General features: G+C 64.3%; 16 protein-coding genes. 10 read left to right on the forward strand and 6 right to left on the reverse strand.

All coding sequences use genetic code 11. From position 1 onward, the window contains the following. Positions 1 to 106: 106 nt before the first annotated feature. Positions 107 to 1,435 (forward strand): cation:proton antiporter, encoded by a 1,329-nt coding sequence (locus MJ601_RS04370; RefSeq protein WP_242123643.1) that lies wholly within the window; start codon positions 107 to 109, stop codon positions 1,433 to 1,435. A gap of 34 nt (positions 1,436 to 1,469) precedes the next feature. Here the strand turns inward: MJ601_RS04370 and MJ601_RS04375 are convergent, their stop codons facing one another. The 5 genes from MJ601_RS04375 to ilvD form a co-directional block, all read right to left on the reverse strand. Continuing rightward, entirely contained in the window at positions 1,470 to 2,489 is a 1,020-nt protein-coding gene (locus MJ601_RS04375; protein WP_242123645.1) for an SMP-30/gluconolactonase/LRE family protein, read from the reverse strand. Further along, positions 2,486 to 3,583 carry a Gfo/Idh/MocA family protein gene (locus tag MJ601_RS04380; protein WP_242123808.1) on the reverse strand — a complete coding sequence of 366 codons (1,098 nt, stop codon included), beginning with the start codon at positions 3,581 to 3,583 and terminating at the stop codon, positions 2,486 to 2,488. The genes MJ601_RS04375 and MJ601_RS04380 overlap by 4 nt, the downstream gene beginning before the upstream one ends. Before the next feature lie 168 nt (positions 3,584 to 3,751). Beyond that, complete coding sequence (locus tag MJ601_RS04385; protein ID WP_242123647.1) at positions 3,752 to 4,591, reverse strand: class I SAM-dependent methyltransferase; 840 nt, start codon at positions 4,589 to 4,591, stop codon at positions 3,752 to 3,754. A gap of 36 nt (positions 4,592 to 4,627) precedes the next feature. After that, positions 4,628 to 5,911 (reverse strand): cyclic di-GMP phosphodiesterase, encoded by a 1,284-nt coding sequence (locus MJ601_RS04390; protein ID WP_281061203.1) that lies wholly within the window; start codon positions 5,909 to 5,911, stop codon positions 4,628 to 4,630. 109 nt (positions 5,912 to 6,020) lie between these two features. Further along, positions 6,021 to 7,874, reverse strand: a complete 1,854-nt coding sequence (gene ilvD / locus MJ601_RS04395) for a dihydroxy-acid dehydratase (RefSeq protein WP_242123651.1) — start codon at positions 7,872 to 7,874, stop codon at positions 6,021 to 6,023. 104 nt (positions 7,875 to 7,978) lie between these two features. On the opposite strand from ilvD, the gene MJ601_RS04400 reads away from it, so the two are divergent. Next, the gene (locus MJ601_RS04400) at positions 7,979 to 8,884 is read left to right on the forward strand and encodes a LysR family transcriptional regulator (RefSeq protein ID WP_242123810.1); all 906 of its coding nucleotides are present in this window, start codon (positions 7,979 to 7,981) and stop codon (positions 8,882 to 8,884) included. A gap of 7 nt (positions 8,885 to 8,891) precedes the next feature. On the opposite strand, the gene MJ601_RS04405 is transcribed toward MJ601_RS04400, so the two are convergent. Next, positions 8,892 to 9,689, reverse strand: coding sequence for a DUF2189 domain-containing protein (locus MJ601_RS04405; protein WP_242123653.1), 798 nt, complete (start codon positions 9,687 to 9,689; stop codon positions 8,892 to 8,894). Positions 9,690 to 9,882: 193 nt separating this feature from the next. Here MJ601_RS04405 and MJ601_RS04410 point away from each other — a divergent pair, with 193 nt between their 5' ends. From MJ601_RS04410 to MJ601_RS04445, 8 genes are all read left to right on the forward strand, one after another. Continuing rightward, positions 9,883 to 10,779: a LysR family transcriptional regulator gene (locus tag MJ601_RS04410; protein ID WP_242123655.1), complete on the forward strand. Its 897-nt coding sequence runs from the start codon at positions 9,883 to 9,885 to the stop codon at positions 10,777 to 10,779. 84 nt (positions 10,780 to 10,863) lie between these two features. Then, the gene (locus MJ601_RS04415; protein ID WP_242123657.1) at positions 10,864 to 12,099 is read left to right on the forward strand and encodes an amidohydrolase family protein; all 1,236 of its coding nucleotides are present in this window, start codon (positions 10,864 to 10,866) and stop codon (positions 12,097 to 12,099) included. Between the two features lie 14 nt (positions 12,100 to 12,113). Next, the gene (locus MJ601_RS04420; protein WP_242123659.1) at positions 12,114 to 13,616 is read left to right on the forward strand and encodes a bifunctional 3-(3-hydroxy-phenyl)propionate/3-hydroxycinnamic acid hydroxylase; all 1,503 of its coding nucleotides are present in this window, start codon (positions 12,114 to 12,116) and stop codon (positions 13,614 to 13,616) included. After that, on the forward strand, positions 13,613 to 14,044 hold the full coding sequence (locus MJ601_RS04425; protein WP_242123661.1) for a GlcG/HbpS family heme-binding protein: 432 nt from the start codon (positions 13,613 to 13,615) through the stop codon (positions 14,042 to 14,044). The genes MJ601_RS04420 and MJ601_RS04425 overlap by 4 nt, the downstream gene beginning before the upstream one ends. Continuing rightward, positions 14,041 to 14,940 carry a VOC family protein gene (locus MJ601_RS04430; protein WP_242123663.1) on the forward strand — a complete coding sequence of 300 codons (900 nt, stop codon included), beginning with the start codon at positions 14,041 to 14,043 and terminating at the stop codon, positions 14,938 to 14,940. Before MJ601_RS04425 ends, MJ601_RS04430 begins: the two co-directional genes overlap by 4 nt. Then, on the forward strand, positions 14,940 to 15,770 hold the full coding sequence (locus tag MJ601_RS04435; protein ID WP_242123665.1) for a fumarylacetoacetate hydrolase family protein: 831 nt from the start codon (positions 14,940 to 14,942) through the stop codon (positions 15,768 to 15,770). The genes MJ601_RS04430 and MJ601_RS04435 overlap by 1 nt, the downstream gene beginning before the upstream one ends. Positions 15,771 to 15,811: 41 nt before the next feature. After that, entirely contained in the window at positions 15,812 to 18,046 is a 2,235-nt protein-coding gene (locus tag MJ601_RS04440) for a TonB-dependent receptor (protein ID WP_242123666.1), read from the forward strand. Between the two features lie 21 nt (positions 18,047 to 18,067). Then, a complete protein-coding gene (locus MJ601_RS04445) occupies positions 18,068 to 18,913 on the forward strand; it encodes an alpha/beta hydrolase (RefSeq protein ID WP_242123669.1) in 846 nt (281 codons plus the stop codon). Positions 18,914 to 18,930: the final 17 nt, after the last annotated feature.

The following is an 18,930-nucleotide window of genomic DNA, read 5'->3' on the forward strand; positions in this document are numbered from 1 at the left end:
CGCGCCTGCTCCGATACCGGAAGAAGGGCTTTCTCCTTTTCCTCGATCGTGGTAGCGCTCCCAACACAAGATGGGGGAGGGTCGAATGGCTAGGGATGCTATTTCCATGCTGGCAAACATTCTGGCGCCTCATGGGCCGCCTGTGGGAGCGAAACTGTCCAGCTTCGTCGCAGGCGACTACAGCATTCACTTTTTTCTGCAACTGGCGCTCATTCTGGCGGCGTGCCGGGGCGTGGGCTGGCTTGGCCGGAAATATCTCGCGCAGCCGCAGGTGGTGGGTGAAATGATCGCCGGCGTCCTGCTGGGACCATCGCTGTTCGGGCTGATCGCGCCCGATCTGCAGGCCCTCATCTTTCCCAGGGATACGAACGGCCTGCTCTATGCGGGCGCGCAGTTCGGCGTCTCGCTCTATATGTTCCTTGTCGGCTTGACCCTGCGGCTCGATCATTTTCGGTCGAAGGCACGCAATGCGGCCATGGTATCGGCCGCCGGCCTGTTCGCGCCCTTCCTGATCGCGGTGCTGATCACGCCCGGCCTGGTGGCCGTGCCCGGCCTGTTCGCGAAAGGCATCGGGCAGGGCAGCGCGACGCTGTTCATGGGCGCGTGCATCGCCCTGACGGCTTTCCCGATGCTGGCGCGCATCATCAATGAACGCGGACTTGCCGACAGCCCGCTCGGCACGCTGTCCCTGACTGCGGGAGCCTTTGACGATGCGGCATCCTGGTGCGTGCTGGCCGTGGTCCTTGCCCTGTTCGGCGGCGGCGGCAGCGTGGCCGTGCTGGCGATCGCCGGCGGCTTCCTTTATGTCGGCTTCCTGCTGATGTTCGGGTGGCGGTTGCTCGCACCGCTGGGCCGCGCGGTCGAGGCGCGGGGCGAGATGAGCATGACGGTGCTGGCGATGACGCTGGCGCTATTCTGCCTCTCCGCGTTCGTCATGGATGCGATCGGCATCCACGGCATATTCGGCGGGTTCATCCTGGGCGTGTTCATGCCGCGCGGATTGTTCGTGGAGGAATTGAAGAAGAAGGTCGAACCGGTTGCCGTCGTCATGCTGCTGCCGATGTTCTTCACCTATTCCGGCCTCAATACACGGCTCGACATGGTCAATTCGCTGCCGTTTCTGCTGATCGCGCTGGGCATATTGGCCGCCTCCATTACGGCCAAGTTCGGCGCCTGCTATGCCGCCGCCCGTCTTTCGGGCGAGGACAATCGCACCGCGCTGGGCATTGGGGCGCTCATGAATTCCCGGGGCCTGATGGAATTGATCATCATCAATATCGGGATACAGAAGGGCATTATCGAACCGGCCCTGTTCTCGATGCTGGTGCTGATGGCCATCGTGACCACCATGATGGCGGGGCCCCTGTTCGAGATCTTCTATGGCAGGCAGGCGAGGGCGGAAGGAGAATTGGCTCAGCTCGGAATGGCGGCGTGACGACTTGCCCTCGCGCTCATGAGAATTGACGCGTTCATGCCGAGAGCCAGGCGGGATTGAGCGGGAGAACCGCCAGCATGTCGGATGAGGTCATGAACAGGCGCCGGCCGCCCAGGTCGAAGCAGCAATTGGCCACCGTCTTTCCCGTGCTGGCCAGGCCCAGCGCCTGCCCTTGGGCCGTGAGGATATGGACGCCGCCGGGACCGGTCGCGAAGACATGTCCGTCGGGCGCCACCTTGATCCCGTCGGGCAGGCCGGGCAAGCCTTTCTCCCGATGGACACGCATGTCGTAGAACAGGCGCTGGCCCGTCGCCAGGCCGTGCGCGTCCAGTGCATAGGCATGGACCTCCGGCTGGCGTTCGTCGGATAGGGCCAGATAAAGCGTCCGCCCGTCCGGCGAAACCGCCACGCCATTGGGGCGGCGATGGCTCCGGTCGAGCAACGTCAGCTTTCCGTCCGGCCCCAAGGCATAGAGGCCAGAATAATCCAGCTCGCGCAGGGACGAGGTGTCGCCATCGGTCAGCCCATAGGGCGGATCGGTGAAATAGATCATGCCGGATGGGGCGACGCACAGATCATTGGGGCTGTTGAAGCGCTTGCCTTCGAAGCGATCGGCCAGGATCGTCCGCTTGCCGGTGCGCGGATCGACCCGCACGATGGCCCGCGTTCCGCTGTCGGCGGCGATCAGCGCACCCGCTGCGTCCAGCGCCAGGCCGTTGAGGCCCGCTTCCCGGATGCCGGGCGGAACGACGCCTTGCAGGCCCGAAGGCGACAGCAATGGGCGCGCGCCGCCCTCGGCGCGCCACCGGTACAGGACATTGGAAGGCGGATCGTTGAACAGCAGTCCATTGTCCCGCGGAACCCAGACCGGACCTTCCGCCCATCGGAAGCCCTTTGCCAACAGGCTGATCGATGCCGCCGGCGCGATGATCCCGTCGAGCGCGGGAGAGAGCCGGGTGATGGAGCCGATATTCGCCGCTGCGGTTTCGGCGCGCGCCACGGTGCTGACCGGCAGGCTGGCCAAGCCCGTCAGGAACATCCGGCGGGACGTCATGCGCCGATCCTGATTTCGCGTCTTTCGGTGGCCGAGCGATAGATCGCCTCGATGACGCGCAGATCCGCCATGCCTTCTTCGCCCGCCACGATCGGAGTCGTTCCATCGATGATGCATTCGGCGAGATGATCGAGCTGCCCGGCAAACTGGTTCTTGCCGGTGGTTGGCAGCGTGCGCGGGGCCGTGACCCCATCCTTCCGGATCGACATGGCCTGCCCCGCATAGGGCGTGGCCGGTTCCATGTCGATCCAGCCCTGCGTGCCGATGACGCGATAGCCATTATGGTTGGAACTGTAGCTGGAGATGCAATTGGCAATGATGCCGGACGGAAAGCGCAGCATGAAGCTGATCCGGTCCTCGACCGTCCGGAAACGCGGGTCGGACCGGTCGGTGGACTCGACGGCGCTGACCGCGACCGGCTCTTCGCCGGTCAGGTAACGGGCCGCGTTGAGGCTGTAGATGCCGATATCCATCATCGACCCGCCGCCCGACAGGGGCCGGTCGAGCCGCCATTGATCCGGTTTGATCGCAAAGCCATGTTCGGCGGTGATCAACCGCGTCGGCCCCACATGGCCGCTCCGCGCCAGGTCGATGGCGAGCCGGTTATAGGGTTCGAAACGCGATCGATAGCCGATCATCAGTTTCTTTCCCGCCTGTTGGCAGGCGGCGATCATCGCGCTGCATTCGGCCACCGACACCGCCATCGGCTTTTCGCACATCACATGTTTGCCCGCGCGTGCGGCGCGAATGCTATATTCGGCGTGAAGACTGTTGGGCAGAACGATATACACTGCGTCGATATCCGGATTGTCGCGGATCCCGTCGAAATCGGCATAGCTGTAGCGATGGGTGGGCGGGATGCCATATTGCGCGCCATATTGTTCCAGCTTGGCAGGCGTGCCGCTGACCAGCGCCACCAGCCGGGCATGATCGCAGCCTGCGAAGTTGGGCATGATCTGGCGCGTGGCGTAAGAACCCAGGCCCACAATCGCATAGCCGATCCTGCGCGAAGGCGCGGCGACCGATCGGCCGCTGATGCCGGCCAGGACCATTCCGGCGCCCACGCCGGCCAGAATTTCACGACGGGAACCCATTGCCACGCGACTCTCCCGGATCAGAATTGAGTTTTCGTTCTGTCTTGCACGCCGCAGCGCTGCGTCGGATTCGTTAGCGTTAACATAACGAGACAGGGAGAAAGGATACAAGCCCAAAATAGGATAGCTCAGGAGGGACAGGGCGGTGGTTCGCTCCCCGCGATCATCCTATCTCTTGTCCCACACGAAAATGCCGTACCGCATGGCGCCGGTGCGGAGTGCGACGATCAGGCGCGGGAGGCTGAGCATGAAACTGCGGTTGGTCGTCGCCCGGCTGAAGGCCAGCCGCCGCAGCGCCGGATCGGTCAGCAATCCTCCGGCCAGCCGCCGCAGGCAGATGGTCCAGGTCCGCCGGACGCGGGCGCTGGCATCCTCATAGTCGCTCAGGGCAAAGCCCGCCTGGACGGCGAGCGCCTGATAATCGGCGCGGCTGCCCATGCCGGGCAATTGCCCTTCGCGGCAGATAGGCTCCAACAGATGGCGCTTTTCCCAGGGCCGGGCCGTCTCGCCCTCCAGCCAGGCGCAGACGACCAGCCTGCCGCCCGGGCGCAGCACCCGTGCGGCCTCGCTGAAGAAGCGCGCCTTGTCGACCATATGTTCGGAACTTTCGATCGCATAGGCGCGGTCGAAGCTCGCATCGGCGAAATCATTGTGCAGCCAGTCCTGCCGCAGGCAGGTGAAGCGGGGCGACGGCCGGGCGCTGGCGATCCGATGCTGCGCGGCGGAGAGGGTGACGCCGGTGACGCGGACATCATGCCGCGCCACGATATGGGCGGCGGTCGCGCCATAGCCGCAGCCTATGTCGCACAGGCTTTGCCCCGGTTCCAGGGCCAGCCGCGCCTCGACCGTCTCGGCCAGCGCGTCGGCTGCCTCGGCTGGGCTTTCGCGGCCGGTGCGCCAATAGCCATGATGCACATGTTCGCCCCAGATCCGCCGGTAGGCGAGATCAAGTTCGTCATAATGGGTCGCGACACCCGCCGCGGTCGAGGGCAAGTCCGGCACGATCATGCCATTCTTATCCCCCGGCAGCGCCAGGGTGGCAAGTCAGCCCGCCGCTGCCAGCAATTTGGCGCTCAACGCCGGCCATTCGGCCATGTTCCAGCCTTCGGGCGTTTCGCGGGTCATGATCTGGTCGGCGCCATAGCAGTTGGCGAGGTCGATATCCTCGCCCTTTTCGAAGGCGCGGTCGGCCAGCGAATAGAAGGGGCGGACCATGGGCAGGGTCAGGTCATCGGGATTCTGCTCGACGACGATGGCCAGACGATGGGAGCGCAGGCGCACCAGCGATCCGATCGGGTAGATGCCGACGGCGCGCTGGAAGGCCTGGAAAATCTCCGGATCATAGAGGGTCTGCGCCTCGTCCAGCATCAGCAGCGCGCGGGACGGGTCCTCGCCATGGCGGTGGATGCGGTTGGAAGTCATCGCGTCATAGGTGTCGCAGATCGCCGCCATGCGGGCGAACAGCCCGATTTCTTCCGCCTTGAGGCCGTGGGGATAGCCGCTGCCGTCCAGCCGCTCATGATGATGCAGGCAGACGTCGAGCACTTCTTCCGGCATTTCGCCGCCCAGCGCGAGAAATTCATGCGCCAGCGTGGTGTGGCTTTTCACCACATCCCATTCTTCCGGCGTCAGCGGGCCGTCCTTGTCCCAGGTCTCCTGCGGCACATGGCCCATGCCGACATCCATCAGCAATCCGGCCAGTCCCGCTTTCTGTATGTCCTCAGGCGACAGGCGCAACTGTTGGGCCAGGCTGATCATCAGTGCGCAGACCGTCAGCGCGTGGAGATAGAGATATTCGCTGCTGTTCTTGAGCCGCGTCACCGCCATGAAGGCGTGGGGATTGCGCTGGATCGAACTGGAAATCTCCTCGATCATCGGTTCCAGCTTGGTGAGCTTGATCGCCTTGCCCAGCCGGACATCGTCGAAGATCTTCTGCATGGCACGGACCGATTTGCGTGCCAGCCGATTGGCGTGGACCATTTCCGCCTTTGCCGACTGTCTCTCCTTCGACAGCGGATCGAACGCGCGAGGGGCGGAAGGCGGGGCCTGGCGGCGGGCTATGGTCGCACCGGCACGGCCGAAGGTCCGGTCGCGCATCTCCGGGACAGGCGTTCGCGTGGGCTGGGGCGGCGCCTTGGGGGTCAGGTCGGCGCCGCGCTCCGTATCGATCTGGACCCATTCGACGTTGCTCGCCTTCAGCGTGGCGAGCTGATCGGGATCCTCCAGCAATATCCTGCTCTTCCAGAAGGGATGGGAAAACCATGACCCTTCCAGCTTGTGGAGAAACATGCCCAGCTCGACATCCTGGGTTCGGATTCTTTTCAACATTTTCGCGCGGCCCCGGCTAACGTCCGCATTTCGCCGGGGATGCCTTGCAAAAAGGTTAAAATGGCCATTGCCAATATCGGCAATGCGCCGATTACAGCCTGCTCGCCCGTCAGTCCTTTTCGACCTGGCCGACGTCCCGCACGGCGCCGCGGGCGGCGTTGGTGGTGAGCGCGGCATAGGCACGCAGCGCGGGCGAAACGTTGCGCTTGCGGCCGAACGGCTTCCATGCCCTGGCGCCCCGCGCTTCCATCTCTGCCTTGCGTTCGGCGATGACGGCCTTGCTCAGGTCGAGCTTGATGACCCGGTTGGGAATATCGATCAGGATAGGATCGCCCGTGGCAACCAGCGCGATCAGCCCGCCTTCGGCCGCCTCGGGCGAGACATGGCCGATCGACAGGCCCGACGTGCCACCCGAAAAACGCCCGTCGGTGATGAGCGCGCAGGCCTTTCCAAGCCCCTTCGACTTGAGGTAACTGGTCGGGTAGAGCATTTCCTGCATGCCCGGCCCGCCCTTCGGCCCTTCATAGCGGATGACGACCACGTCGCCCGCCTTCACCTCATTGCCCAAGATGCCCGCGACCGCCGCGTCCTGGCTTTCATAGACCCGCGCCGTGCCATGGAAGGTCAGGATGGATTCGTCCACGCCCGCCGTCTTCACGATGCAGCCTTCCGGCGCGATATTGCCGAACAGCACCGCAAGGCCGCCATCCTTGGAGAAGGGATGCTCGGCGCTGCGGATGACGCCGGACTCCCGGTCCATGTCCAGCTCCTTCCAGCGGTTCGACTGGCTGAAGGCGACCGTGGTGCGCACGCCGCCAGGCGCCGCCTTGTAGAAATCCTGCACCGCCGGGCTGTTGGTGCGGCTGATGTCCCAGCGATTGAGCGCCTCCCCCATGGTGGCGCTGTGGACGGTGGGCAGGCTGCTGTCGATCAGTCCCGCCCGGTCGAGCTGGCCGAGGATCGCCATGATGCCGCCCGCGCGGTGGACATCTTCCATATGCACGTCCTGCTTGGCGGGCGCGACCTTGCAGAGACAGGGGACGCGGCGCGACAGCCGGTCGATGTCGGCCATGGTGAACTCGACCCCGCCCTCATAGGCGGCGGCGAGCAGGTGCAGCACCGTGTTGGTGGACCCGCCCATGGCGATGTCGAGGCTCATCGCGTTCTCGAACGCGGCGAAGCTGGCGATGGAGCGGGGCAGGACGGACGCGTCCTCCTGCTCGTACCAGCGCCTCGCGAGGTCGACGATGGTGTGGCCCGCCTCGCGGAACAGCTTTTCGCGGTCGGCATGGGTGGCGAGGACGGAGCCGTTGCCGGGCAGCGACAGGCCCAGCGCTTCAGTCAGGCAGTTCATCGAATTGGCGGTGAACATGCCCGAGCAGCTTCCGCAGGTCGGGCAGGCCGAACGTTCGATGACCTTCACTTCCTCGTCGCTATAGCTTTCGTCGGCGGCGGCGACCATCGCATCGACCAGATCGAGCGCGATCGTCTGGCCATGGATATCCGCCTTGCCCGCCTCCATCGGGCCGCCCGAAACGAAGATGGCCGGGATGTTGAGGCGCATGGCGGCCATCAGCATGCCGGGCGTGATCTTGTCGCAATTGGAGATGCAGACGAGCGCGTCGGCGGTATGGGCGTTCACCATATATTCGACGCTGTCGGCGATCAGGTCGCGGCTGGGCAGCGAATAGAGCATGCCGTCATGGCCCATGGCGATGCCGTCGTCGACCGCGATGGTGTTGAATTCCTTGGCGACGCCGCCCGCCGCCTCGATCTCCCGCGCGACGAGCTGGCCCAGATCCTTCAAATGGACATGGCCCGGCACGAACTGGGTGAAGCTGTTGGCGATGGCGATGATTGGCTTGCCGAAATCCTCGTCCTTCATGCCGGTGGCGCGCCACAGGCCGCGCGCGCCCGCCATGTTGCGGCCATGGGTGCTGGTGCGTGAACGATAATGGGGCATGGCTCTCTTCCTCGGGATTCCTCTGGCGCGGCCTTTACGCCTTTGCGTGTGGGTTGTGAAATATATTGAAAGCGTCCGATAAAGTCGTGCTATGAATGATCGGGATGGATTTGCGGCAATTGAACCACTTCCTCGCGGTCGCGGAGGAACTGCATTTCGGCCGTGCGGCGGAGCGGCTCGGCATGACCCAGCCACCGCTCAGCCAGTCGATCATGGCCCTGGAACGGGAGCTCGGGTCGCCGCTCTTCACCCGGACGAAACGGCAGGTCGCCCTGACGCCGTTCGGCGCGCAATGGCTGGAGCATGTCCGTCCCGCGGTGGGCGCGATCGGCGAATTGCCCGCCATGGCGCAGCGCTTGCGGGAAGGAACCGCTGGGCGACTGGCGCTCTCTTTCGTCAGTTCCGCCGACTACAGCATCTTGCCCGAACTGGTGCGCCGTTATGCGACGGCCTTCCCCGATGTGGAGATGACGCTGGCGGAGGCGACCAGCGATGTGCAGGTGGAGGCGCTGGCGGAAGGCCGGATCGATGCCGGCCTGCTCATCCCGCCTGCTTCGGGCCTTCCGGCCGCGATCGATTACCGGCCCCTGCTGCGCGAACCTTTGGTGGCGGCCGTGCCGCAGGTCTGGGTGGAGGAGGAACGGCTTGCCACCGCGCGGGGCAAGCTGGTGGGCGAAGGCTGGCTCGATCAGCCGCTGCTGCTCTTTCCGCGCCATGTCTCGCCGACTTTTCACGACCTTGTCCTCGACCATTATCGGGCCAAGGGACGCCAGCCGCTGATCCGCCAGCGCGCGATCCAGATGCAGACCATCATCAGTCTGGTCTCGGCTGGAATGGGGATCGCGCTGGTCCCCGCTTCGCTCCGGAACCTGGCGCGCACCGGCGTGCGCTATCTCCCGCTGGCGGACGCCGCGCCCATATTGGAAACGGGGCTCGCCTGGCGCCGCGCCGACGACACGCCGACACTGCGGGCGTTGATGGGGATAGCCCTCGACATGGCCGGGCGCTGATCGCCCCTTACCGGACCACCGCGCGCGTGTAGAGATGCCAGGTTGCATATCCCAGCACCGGCAGCACGACCGCCAGACCCACCAGCGCCGGCAGCGAACCCAGAAACAGCATGGCCACGACCATCAGGCCCCAGGCCGCCACCGTCACCGGATTATGCCATGCCACGCGGAAGGATGTGCGCATCGCCACGCCCCAACTGACCGGCTTGTCCACCGCCATGGGGAAGGAGACGACGCCGACCGCCAGCGTCAGCAGGGCAAAGCAGAAGCCCGCCAGATTGCCGACCAGGATCATCTGCCAGCCTTCGGACGTGCCGAACAGGGCGGACAGGAAAGAGCCGGGGGAGGACGTCGATCCCGGCACATTTTCCAGCGTGACATGATAGATGAACCAGGCGGCGGCCATCCATGCCATGAACAGCAAGGCCAGTACGCAGGTCAGGTCGAACAGTGCGGAGCCGCCCGGCATGCGGATCACGTCCAGGAAATGGCGCCAGCGCGCGTCCAGCCCATGTTCGCGCCGTCGCGCCAGTTCGTAGAAACCGCTGGCAAAGGCCGGTCCCAGCAGGATCGCGCCCGCCACCAGCGGGAAGATGAGCGGCAGGATCGACATCTGGCTGGCGGACATGATCGCCAGGGCGACGATGACCGGATAGATGAAGCCCAGGAAGATCAGATCGCCCCGCTTGTCGAGGAAATCGTCCCAGCCCTGTCGAAGCGCGATGCGCAGATCATCGAAAGTGATGGTGCGAATGCCGATATCGTCCTGGGCGGATGCCGCTGGGGAAGGATGCGCAATTGCCATGGTTCGCTCTCCTGGCCGAACACCATGACACGCCTTGCTCTGCTATTGTCCTCTGTCGGGACATGCGCGCTTCAAGGAGCGGGCATCTCTCGGCATGAGGGAGCGCCTCATGGCCAATGACGACATCTTACACCGGCTTGGGAGGGCGTGCCAGTCCATTTGATGCGAGCCTCAGGCGCGCTACAGATACGGCATGATCGATCCCAGAGCCTTGCGCACCTTCCTGGCCGTGTGCCGCGCCAACTCCATCAGCGGCGGGGCACGGCTGCTCCATATCTCGCAACCTTCCGTGTCGAATGCGATCGCGCAACTGGAGCAATCGGTGGGCGTGGCGCTGTTCGAACGGTCGCGGGCCGGCATAAGCCTGACGGCGGAAGGCGAAGTGCTGCTGCGCCGTGCGGAAGCGATGGACGCCTTGTTGAACGGCGCGCAGGAGGAATTGCGGCTGACCCGGCAAGGCGTGGTGGGGCCTTTGCGCGTCGGTGGTACTCCGGGCGCGCTGGTAAGCCTGCTTCCCGCGGCGGTGCGGACGCTGGAGGCACAGGCGGGCAGTTTCGCGCTGCATGCGGTGGAACGGGCTGATCATGATCTGGCGACCCTGCTGCGGCAGGGAGAGATCGAACTGGCCTTCGTCACCACGGGTATCGAGACGCCGCCGGACGATCTGGAGGAAATGACCTTCTCGCAAGATCCCTTCGCGCTGATCGTCGGACGCGCCAACGAACATCTTCCCTCGGAAATCTCCCTGCGGGACGTGATGACGATGCGTTTCGTGTTGCCGGAGGCGGTGGGTGCTTTCCGGCGGCAGATCGATGCGCTGTTCATGGCGGCGGACGTGTCCGTGCCGCAGGACTGTATCCGCTGCGACTCGCTGCTGACGACCAAGGCGATCGTGCGGGGCAGCAGCCGGGCGACAATCCTGCCGATGCAGGTGGCGGCGGCGGAATTGTCCATCGGTGTGTTGCGCGCCATCGCCATCCGGGAAGCGGTTTTTCACCGCAGCATCGGCATTCGCAAGGTGAAGGGCGCCCGGCTCTCGCGTCTGGCGGAGCAGCTTCTGGATATTCTTATCCATAGCTCCAGGCTATGACATTCCAAAAAATCACTATTTTTCTTATGGAGCTTGGAGGTTCATAAGCGCTTCCAACAGCAAAAGCCTTCGGGAGAGAGCGCCGTGCGGCAGTTGATCCGCAACGTAGAGATTTTCGACGGGACAGGCAGTGCACGTCGACCCGGCGCCGTCGTCGTCGAAGGGGACCGCATCGCCGCCGTTCTGGATGATGGGCCAGCCGTCGAAGCGGTGTGCGCCGATGTGGAGATGGATGGCCAGGGCGGCACGCTGATGCCCGGCATGGTCGATGCCCATACCCACCTTACCTGGGGCTCGTCGGTCGAGAAAATCTATCACCAGTTCATCCTGCCGCCCGAGGAGTTGAAGGCGGCCGCCTGGCGCAACGCGCGGGTGCTGCTGGACCATGGTTTCACCAGCCTCTATTCGGCGGGCGCTCTGGGCGACCGGATCGAACCGGAACTGGCCCGCGCGATTGCAGCGGGCGAAACGCCGGGTCCGCGCCTCGTCCCCTCCACGCTGGAACGCAGTCCGGAAGGCGGGGAGGGAATCGAAACCGGCGATGTTTTCAATGGGCGCGGACCCGAGGCGATGCGCGCCTTCGTCTCCTATTGCGCGAACGCAGGCGTTCAGTCGCTGAAACTCGTCATTTCCGGGGAGGACGCGCTGAAACCCGGATCGTCGCAGGACATTCTCTACACCGAAGAGGAAATGCTGGCGGCGGGAGAGGCGGCCAAGGAGGCTGGCCTCTGGATCGCAACCCACGTTTACACGCCGCGCGCGATCCATCTTGCGCTCGAAGCGGACGCACGCATCCTCTACCATTGCTCCTTTGCCGATGATGCGGCGATAGAGGCGATGGCAGCGAGGAAGGACAGGATCTTCTACGCGCCGGGACCGGGGGTATCGGTCGCTGCACTGGAGGCTGCGCCCCCGCCCCATATCGACATGGGCGCGATGAAGGCAAGTGCGGCGCAGAGGCTGGAACTGGAGAAGACGCTGGTGCCGAAATTGAAGGCGCGGGGCGTACGGGTGCTGCCGGGCGGCGACTATGGTTTCCCCTTCAATCCCCATGGCCGCAACGCGCGCGATCTGGAGCATTTCGTCCGTCACTATGGCTACAGCCCGGCTGAGGCTTTGAGTGCTGCGACCATGCTGGGCGGGCAGTTGATGGGAAGGCAGGTGGGGCTGGTGCGCGAGGGCTGGCTGGCCGATCTGCTGCTGGTCGAGGGCGATCCGACGCAGGATGTGGCCATCATGCAGGACAAGGACCGGATCCGGATGATCATGCTGGGCGGACAGCTTCATAAATCGCCTCTGAACCAACCTATAAATGCCTAAAAAATAGAGATAATATGTTCGACGTCGCAATTATCGGCTGCGGGCCGGTAGGGGCCTTTGCGGCCAATCTCCTGGGGAAAAGCGGCTTGTCGGTCCTGGTGGTCGAGAAGGATGCGCACCCCTATCCGCTGCCGCGCGCGGTGCATCTCGATCATGAGATGATGCGCCTGTTCCAGTCCGCTGGGGTCATCGACCGGGTCGCGCCCGGAATGCGCGATACCGAGGGGCATCTGCATGTCGGCGCGGATCATGGCGTGATCCGCTATATGGGCACCGTGGGACGCCCCCGGCCGTTTAGCTGGTCGAACGACTATTTCTTCTACCAACCCGAACTGGAAGACCATCTGCGCGATGCGCTGGAGGTCTATTCGAATGTCGCGCTGCGCCTGGGCTCGGCATTTGAGGGGCTGGAACAGGATGCGGAAGGCGTGACATTGACGCTGACCGGCGGAGAGACCGCTCGCGCCCGCTATGTCATTGCCTGTGACGGATCGCGCAGTGCCGTGCGGAAGGCTTTGGGCATCGCGCTTGACGACCTGGATTTTGAAGAACCCTGGCTGGTGGTCGATGCCGAGGTCGATGGCCCGGTGCGCTTCCCCGACCTTTGGGGCGTGCCGGAAGTGGCAGACCTTCAGAAACTGTCGGTGATGATGTGCGACCCCAGGCGGCCCACGACGGTCGTGCCGGGGCGCGGCAATCACCGCCGCTGGGAATTCATGTTGCTCCCCGGCGAGGACGACCAGGCGATGATGGAGCCGCAGGCGGTCGCGACCCTCGTCGAACCCTATCTGGCGCAGGTGCCCCACAGGATAGTGCGCGCGGCAACCTATCGCTTCCACGGTCTGATCGCCGAGCGGTGGCGGCTGGGCGGCGTTTTTCTGGCGGGCGATGCCGCCCACCAGACGCCGCCCTTTTTCGGGCAGGGCATGTGCCATGGGCTGCGCGATATCGCCAATCTGGCATGGAAGCTGACACTGGTGATCGCCGGCAAGGCGCCTGATGCGCTGCTGGACAGCTATCAGCCGGAGCGCGATCCGCATGTTCGCGCAGTCATTTCGGCGGCCGTCAATGCGGGCCGTTATATCTGCGTGCTTGATCCCGACGCTGCCGCCGAGCGGGATTCGGCAATGCGCGAAGCGGCCAGGGATGCGGAGCATGGCACCGCCGCCGACCTGATCCCGGCCATTGGAGCGGGCATCGTGGCGCTCGGCACCCCGGGGGCGGGGGAGCGCTTCATCCAGCCGCGCGTGGGTAACCGTCTGCTCGACGATGTGACGGGCGGGGGCTGGCGGCTCTTCACCGCTGTGCCGACCGAGGGCGGCGACGTAACCGTCATTCAGCTCGATCAACTGAAGGACGGCGGCGCGATCGGCGACTGGCTGAAGGCACGCGGCGCCGAAGCCGTGCTGGTCCGCCCCGATCATTATGTGTTCGGCACTGGCGAAGGACCGGAGCTTCTTGCCTTCCGCAACTTGCTGATCGCCGGAACCAAACACCATCGGGATATCGCAGCATGACCCTGACGCTTCTTCAGGCCCGCACGGTCATCGACGCCGCGCTGGAGCAGGCGCGCGCGCAGCATGCCCAGCCGCTTTCGGTGGTGGTTCTCGACGCGGGTGCGCATCCGGTCGCTTTCGCACGTGAGGATGGCGCCAGCCTGTTCCGCTTCGATATTGCCAGGGCCAAGGCGACCGGGGCGCTCGGCATGGGCGCGGACACCCGCGTCATTGCGGGACGGGCGGCAAAGAATCCGGCTTTCTTCCAGAGCGTGGTGGCCGCCACCGGCGGCCAGCTTGCCCTGTCCCCCGGCGGCGTCCTGATCCGTGATGTGGAAGGCGCGGTGATCGGCGCCGTCGGGATCAGCGGCGATACGGGTGAGGTCGATGAAGCCTGCGGACTGGCGGGCATCCGTGCCGCCGGACTTTTCCATGGAGATGCAAGATGAAGTTGCGCAGCATCGAACTGGCGCTGCCCGGCGCCGCGGAAGCGGCCGCTTTCCTGACCGACATATGGGGCATGGCTCCGGCCGAGGTGCGGGATGGAACTCATTATCTGCGTGGATCGGGCGGCTTTCCCTATCTGGTCGCGCTGGAGGAATCGCCGGACAACCATGTGCGCTCGACCACGTTCATCTGTTCGGCCGAGCGGCTTGAGCAGCTCAAGGCGCGTGTATCGGCAGCCGGCCTGCCCGCCATGCCCGTTATCTCGAACGATCCGGGCGGCGGCCATGGCATCATCGTCGAACTGGCCGAAGGGGAACTGCTGCGTTTCCTGACCGATGCCGGGGAGGTCGCGCCGATCGAGGGCGAGGATCTGCCGGTCAAACTCACCCATGTCGTCTTCAACTCCGTGGATGCCGAAGTCACCGCTCATCTCGTGGAAGATACGCTGGGTTTCCGCGTGTCGGACCGGACCAGGGGCATGGTGTTCGTGCGCTGCAATGACTCGCATCATTCGACCGCCTTTGCACGCGCAGGCTTCGCCTCGCTCAACCATATCGCCTTCGAGATGGTGGACATGGATGCGGTGATGCGCGGCATCGGCCGCCTGCGCGACCATGGCATGGTTCCCGCCTGGGGCCCGGGCCGTCATGGGCCGGGCGCGAATGTCTTCGCCTATTTCATCGCACCGTTCGGCCCCGTCGTCGAATTTTCCACTGCCGTGGAAAAGGTGCCGGAGGATTATCGGGCGGGCACCCCTGAGGATTGGACCTGGCCCGAAGGCCGGATCGACCAATGGGGCATGTCGGACAAGGATTTCAACGCGCTGCGCGAAGCCGAGGAGCGCTTTCGCCATCGCCGCGACTGGCAACCCCGGCCATTGAATGAGGAACAAGCCTGATGCGATATGTGAGTTTTCGCCGCCCTGACGGCACCCCCAGCTTCGGCCGCCTCGACGGCGAGATGATCGTGGAACTGGCGAGCGAAGGCGTGCCCAGCCTTAAAGCCGCGCTCGCCGGTGGCGCGCTCGCGACGCTCGCCGATGGCGTGCATTATGCCAAGGCCGACGTCGTGCTGCTGCCGGTGATCCCGGATCCGGCCAAGATCCTCTGCGTCGGCCTCAATTATGCCGAACATGTCAAGGAAACCGGACGCGAGCAGAAGGAGCATCCGACTATCTTCGTGCGCTATGCCGACAGCCTGATCGCGGACGGCCAGCCCATGGTGAAGCCGTCGGTCACCAGCCGCTTCGATTATGAGGGCGAACTGGCGGTCGTCATCGGCAAGCCCGCCCACAAGGTCGCCCGCGCCGATGCGCAGGCCTATGTTGCGGGATATGCCTGCTTCAACGACGGCACGGCACGCGACTGGCAGCGCCACAATATCCAGTTCACGCCGGGCAAGACCTTTCCGGGTACGGGAGGCTTTGGCCCGGCGCTGGTGACGACCGACGAGATCGACGATCTGGACTCGCTGCATGTCGTCACCCGCCTCAACGGAGAAACCGTGCAGGATCAGGCCATTGCCGACATGATCTGGGACATCGGCACCGTCATCGAATATGTCTCTGCCTTCACCCCGCTGGCGCCCGGCGACGTCATTGCCACCGGGACGCCCGGCGGCGTCGGCGACAAGCGTAACCCACCGCTCTACATGAAGGCCGGGGACAAGGTGGAGGTCGAGATCGGCTCCATCGGCACGCTCATCCACCGTATCATCGACGAACAGTGATTTCGGGCACTTACCCGATTCACAAAGAGGGGAGGAAACACATGCACAAATTCCATCTGTCCATCGCGGCGCTCGCGGGTGCGAGCGTCATCGCCCTTGCCGCACCCGTCCAGGCGCAGGATACCGCCGCCCAGGCGCCGGACGCGGCCAACAGCGACATCATCGTCACCGCCCAGCGCAAGCAGGAAAAGGTGACGGAGGTACCGATCTCCATCACCGTGGCTAATCAGGCGCAATTGGAGCGGCAGCAGGTCAATACGATGAACGACCTCAACCGGATCGCACCCAGCCTGGAAATCCAGCAGGCACCGGGCCAGAATACCGGTGGCGGCGGTTCGATCCGCGGCATCGGCACCCAGACCTTCTCGGCCGGCGCGGTCGCTTCGGTCGGTGTGGTGGTCGACCAGGTCAGCCAGGGCAATGCCAATATCTCCGACCTGTTCGACGTCAGCCGGATCGAGGTGCTGAAAGGACCACAGGGCACCCTCTTCGGCCTGACGACCTCGGCCGGCGTCATCAACATCACCACCAACGCGCCCGACTTCCATGCTTTCTCGGCCCGTGTGCGCGGCGAGCTTTCGGATGCGGGCACGGCTGGCTCGAAATTCGGCAATCAGGTGCTTCAGGGGGTCGTCAACCTGCCGCTGGCATCCAACGCCGCGATCCGGGTTTCGGGCGTCGCCAACATGCGTCAGGGCGTGAACCGCAACCTGACTACCGGCGACCTCAACGACAATGATCGCTACGGCGTGCGCGCACGGCTGTTGTGGGAACCGGCCGACAAGCTGACCGTCAATCTGATCGGGGACTATGCCAGGGCGCGCGCTGAAAATGGCGGCGACTTCTTCACTTTCATCAAGACCAGCACGGGGGTCGGCAGCGAGATCGCCAATTGCGGCCTGGTGGCGCGCGAAGGCAACCAGAATTATTGCACCAGCCAGTCCTATGTCGGCCACACTGAAAATTACGGCGGTTCGCTGCAGATCGACTATCAGGCGGAACCCTTCACCCTGACTTCGATCACGGCGCTGCGCCGCTCGACCGAAACCGGCTATAGCGCCGCCAGCAACGTCTTCCGCGCTGATCCGCTGGCGCTTCAGGTGGCTAATGGCCCGGTCAACCGGCACCTTAGCCTGTTCACCCAGGAATTCCGCATTTCCTCGCCGTCAGACCAGTTCTTCGAATATACCGCCGGCGCCTTCTATTCGCGGCAGAAGCAGACGCGCGACCCGGAAACGCTGTCGGTGATGCTGACGCTGTTTCCCGGAATGACCATCCCACTCGTTGATCCTGCGACGACGGGTGCCGGTGCGAACGACAAGATCGTCGACGAATCGCTCGCCTTTTTCGGCCAGGGTACGTTTCACCTTTCACCCGGCCTGCGCCTGATCGCCGGCGGGCGCTACACGACCGACCGGTTGTCGCTGGACCGCTATAATTATGCGACGGCGGTGGCCAGCAACACGGTGCTGAACGTTGGCAACTTCTCCTGGAAGCTGGGAGCGCAATATGATCTGGCGCGCAACGCCATGGTCTATGCGACTGCGTCGCGCGGGTTCAAGGGCGGCCAGATCGCCACGCCGTCCGCTCCGGCCGTCCCCTTCGTCGTGCTGCCGGAGATTCCGACCGCCTATGAAGCAGGCCTCAAGACGACGCTGTTCGGCGGCTGGGTGGCCGACCTCAGCCTCTTCTACCAGAAGATCAAAGACTTCCAGGCGCAGCAGTGCACCGTCGACAGCAATTCCGTCATCTCCTGCGTCCAGCGCAACATCGACGGGGTGAAGTCGCGCGGCGCGGAAATCAACTTCTTCGGCAAGGTCTTTGACGGCCTGTCGCTGAATACCGGCTTCATCTACGCTAAGGCGACCTATCCGACCGGATTCGTCGGCACCGACGGCACCGTTATCGGGGGGACGCAACTCGCCTATGCCCCGAAATATAAATTCACTCTGTCGGGCGAATATGAGGTTCCGGTCACCAGCCGCTTCAATGGTTTCCTGGCTGTGGATACGGTATGGAAGTCCCGCATCCGCTATGAAGCCAACTCGCGCAGCGAAACCACTTTCCGGCCGCATTGGCTGGTCGGCGGCCGCATCGGCGTCCGCACGGAGGATGACCGCTACAGCCTTTCGGTCTTCGGCCGAAATCTGTTCAATGTGCACGAACCTTCGCTAATCCAGAGCGATTTCCCATTTGGTGGCGCCGCAAATATCGGGGCCATTTACGGGCCGCAGTCCTTCCGTCAGGTTGGCCTGAGCTTCGACGCCAAATTCTGACCGGGTGAGGGAGGCAGGCGCATGGACACGGAAAATCGGATCGCTGCGATGGGACAGTCGCTCGGGCCGGATGTGTTGCAGGCCGTGCGCGACCTTTTCTCCGCCGAACAGGAGAGGCTGGCCGATGAGCGGCCGGCCTCTGCCGTCGATCTGCCCTATGGCCCGCATGAGCGGCATCGGCTGGACGTCTATCGGCCCGACTGTAGCGCGTCCGCGCCGATATTGGTCTTCGTTCATGGCGGCGGGTTCCTGAAAGGGGACAAGGGCGATCAGGGAAGTTGGGCCAATGCCAATGTCGGGCGCATGGCGGCGAAGGCAGGCTTTCTGGGCATCGTCATCAACTACAGGCTTGCGCCCGGTCATGTCTGGCCCGCCGGGTCGCAAGATGTCGCCGCCGTGGTGGCATGGCTCAAGAATCACGCGGCAAGCCATGGCGGCGATGCCGGTCGGATCGTGCTGGCGGGCACGTCGGCAGGCGCCGTGCATGTCGCCGGCTATCTGAAACTAGCCGGAACCCGCGATATTCGCGCGGCTGTCCTGCTGTCGGGGCTGTACGGATATACGCCGCTCGATGAACGGGACAGTGCCTATTATGGCGATCCGGCACTCTATCCCCAGCGGATGCCGCTGGAGGCGGTCGCCGGGACCGATCTGCCGCTGTTCATCGCCTGTGCCGGGCATGATCCAGCACGGTTCCAGCGGGAATTTCTCGGACTGATGCAGGATCGGGTCGCGCGCCATGGCACGATGCCCAGGGCGACGGTTCTCCAGGGTCACAATCATTATTCCATGCCCATGCATCTGGGAACCGCCGACCGGCGGCTGGCGGATGCGATCTGCGCCTTCGTGCGCGAAACCACCCTCTGAGATAATATGGGAGAGAC

It is taken from the genome of Sphingobium trunci (assembly GCF_022664535.1).
GTDB lineage: Bacteria > Pseudomonadota > Alphaproteobacteria > Sphingomonadales > Sphingomonadaceae > Sphingobium.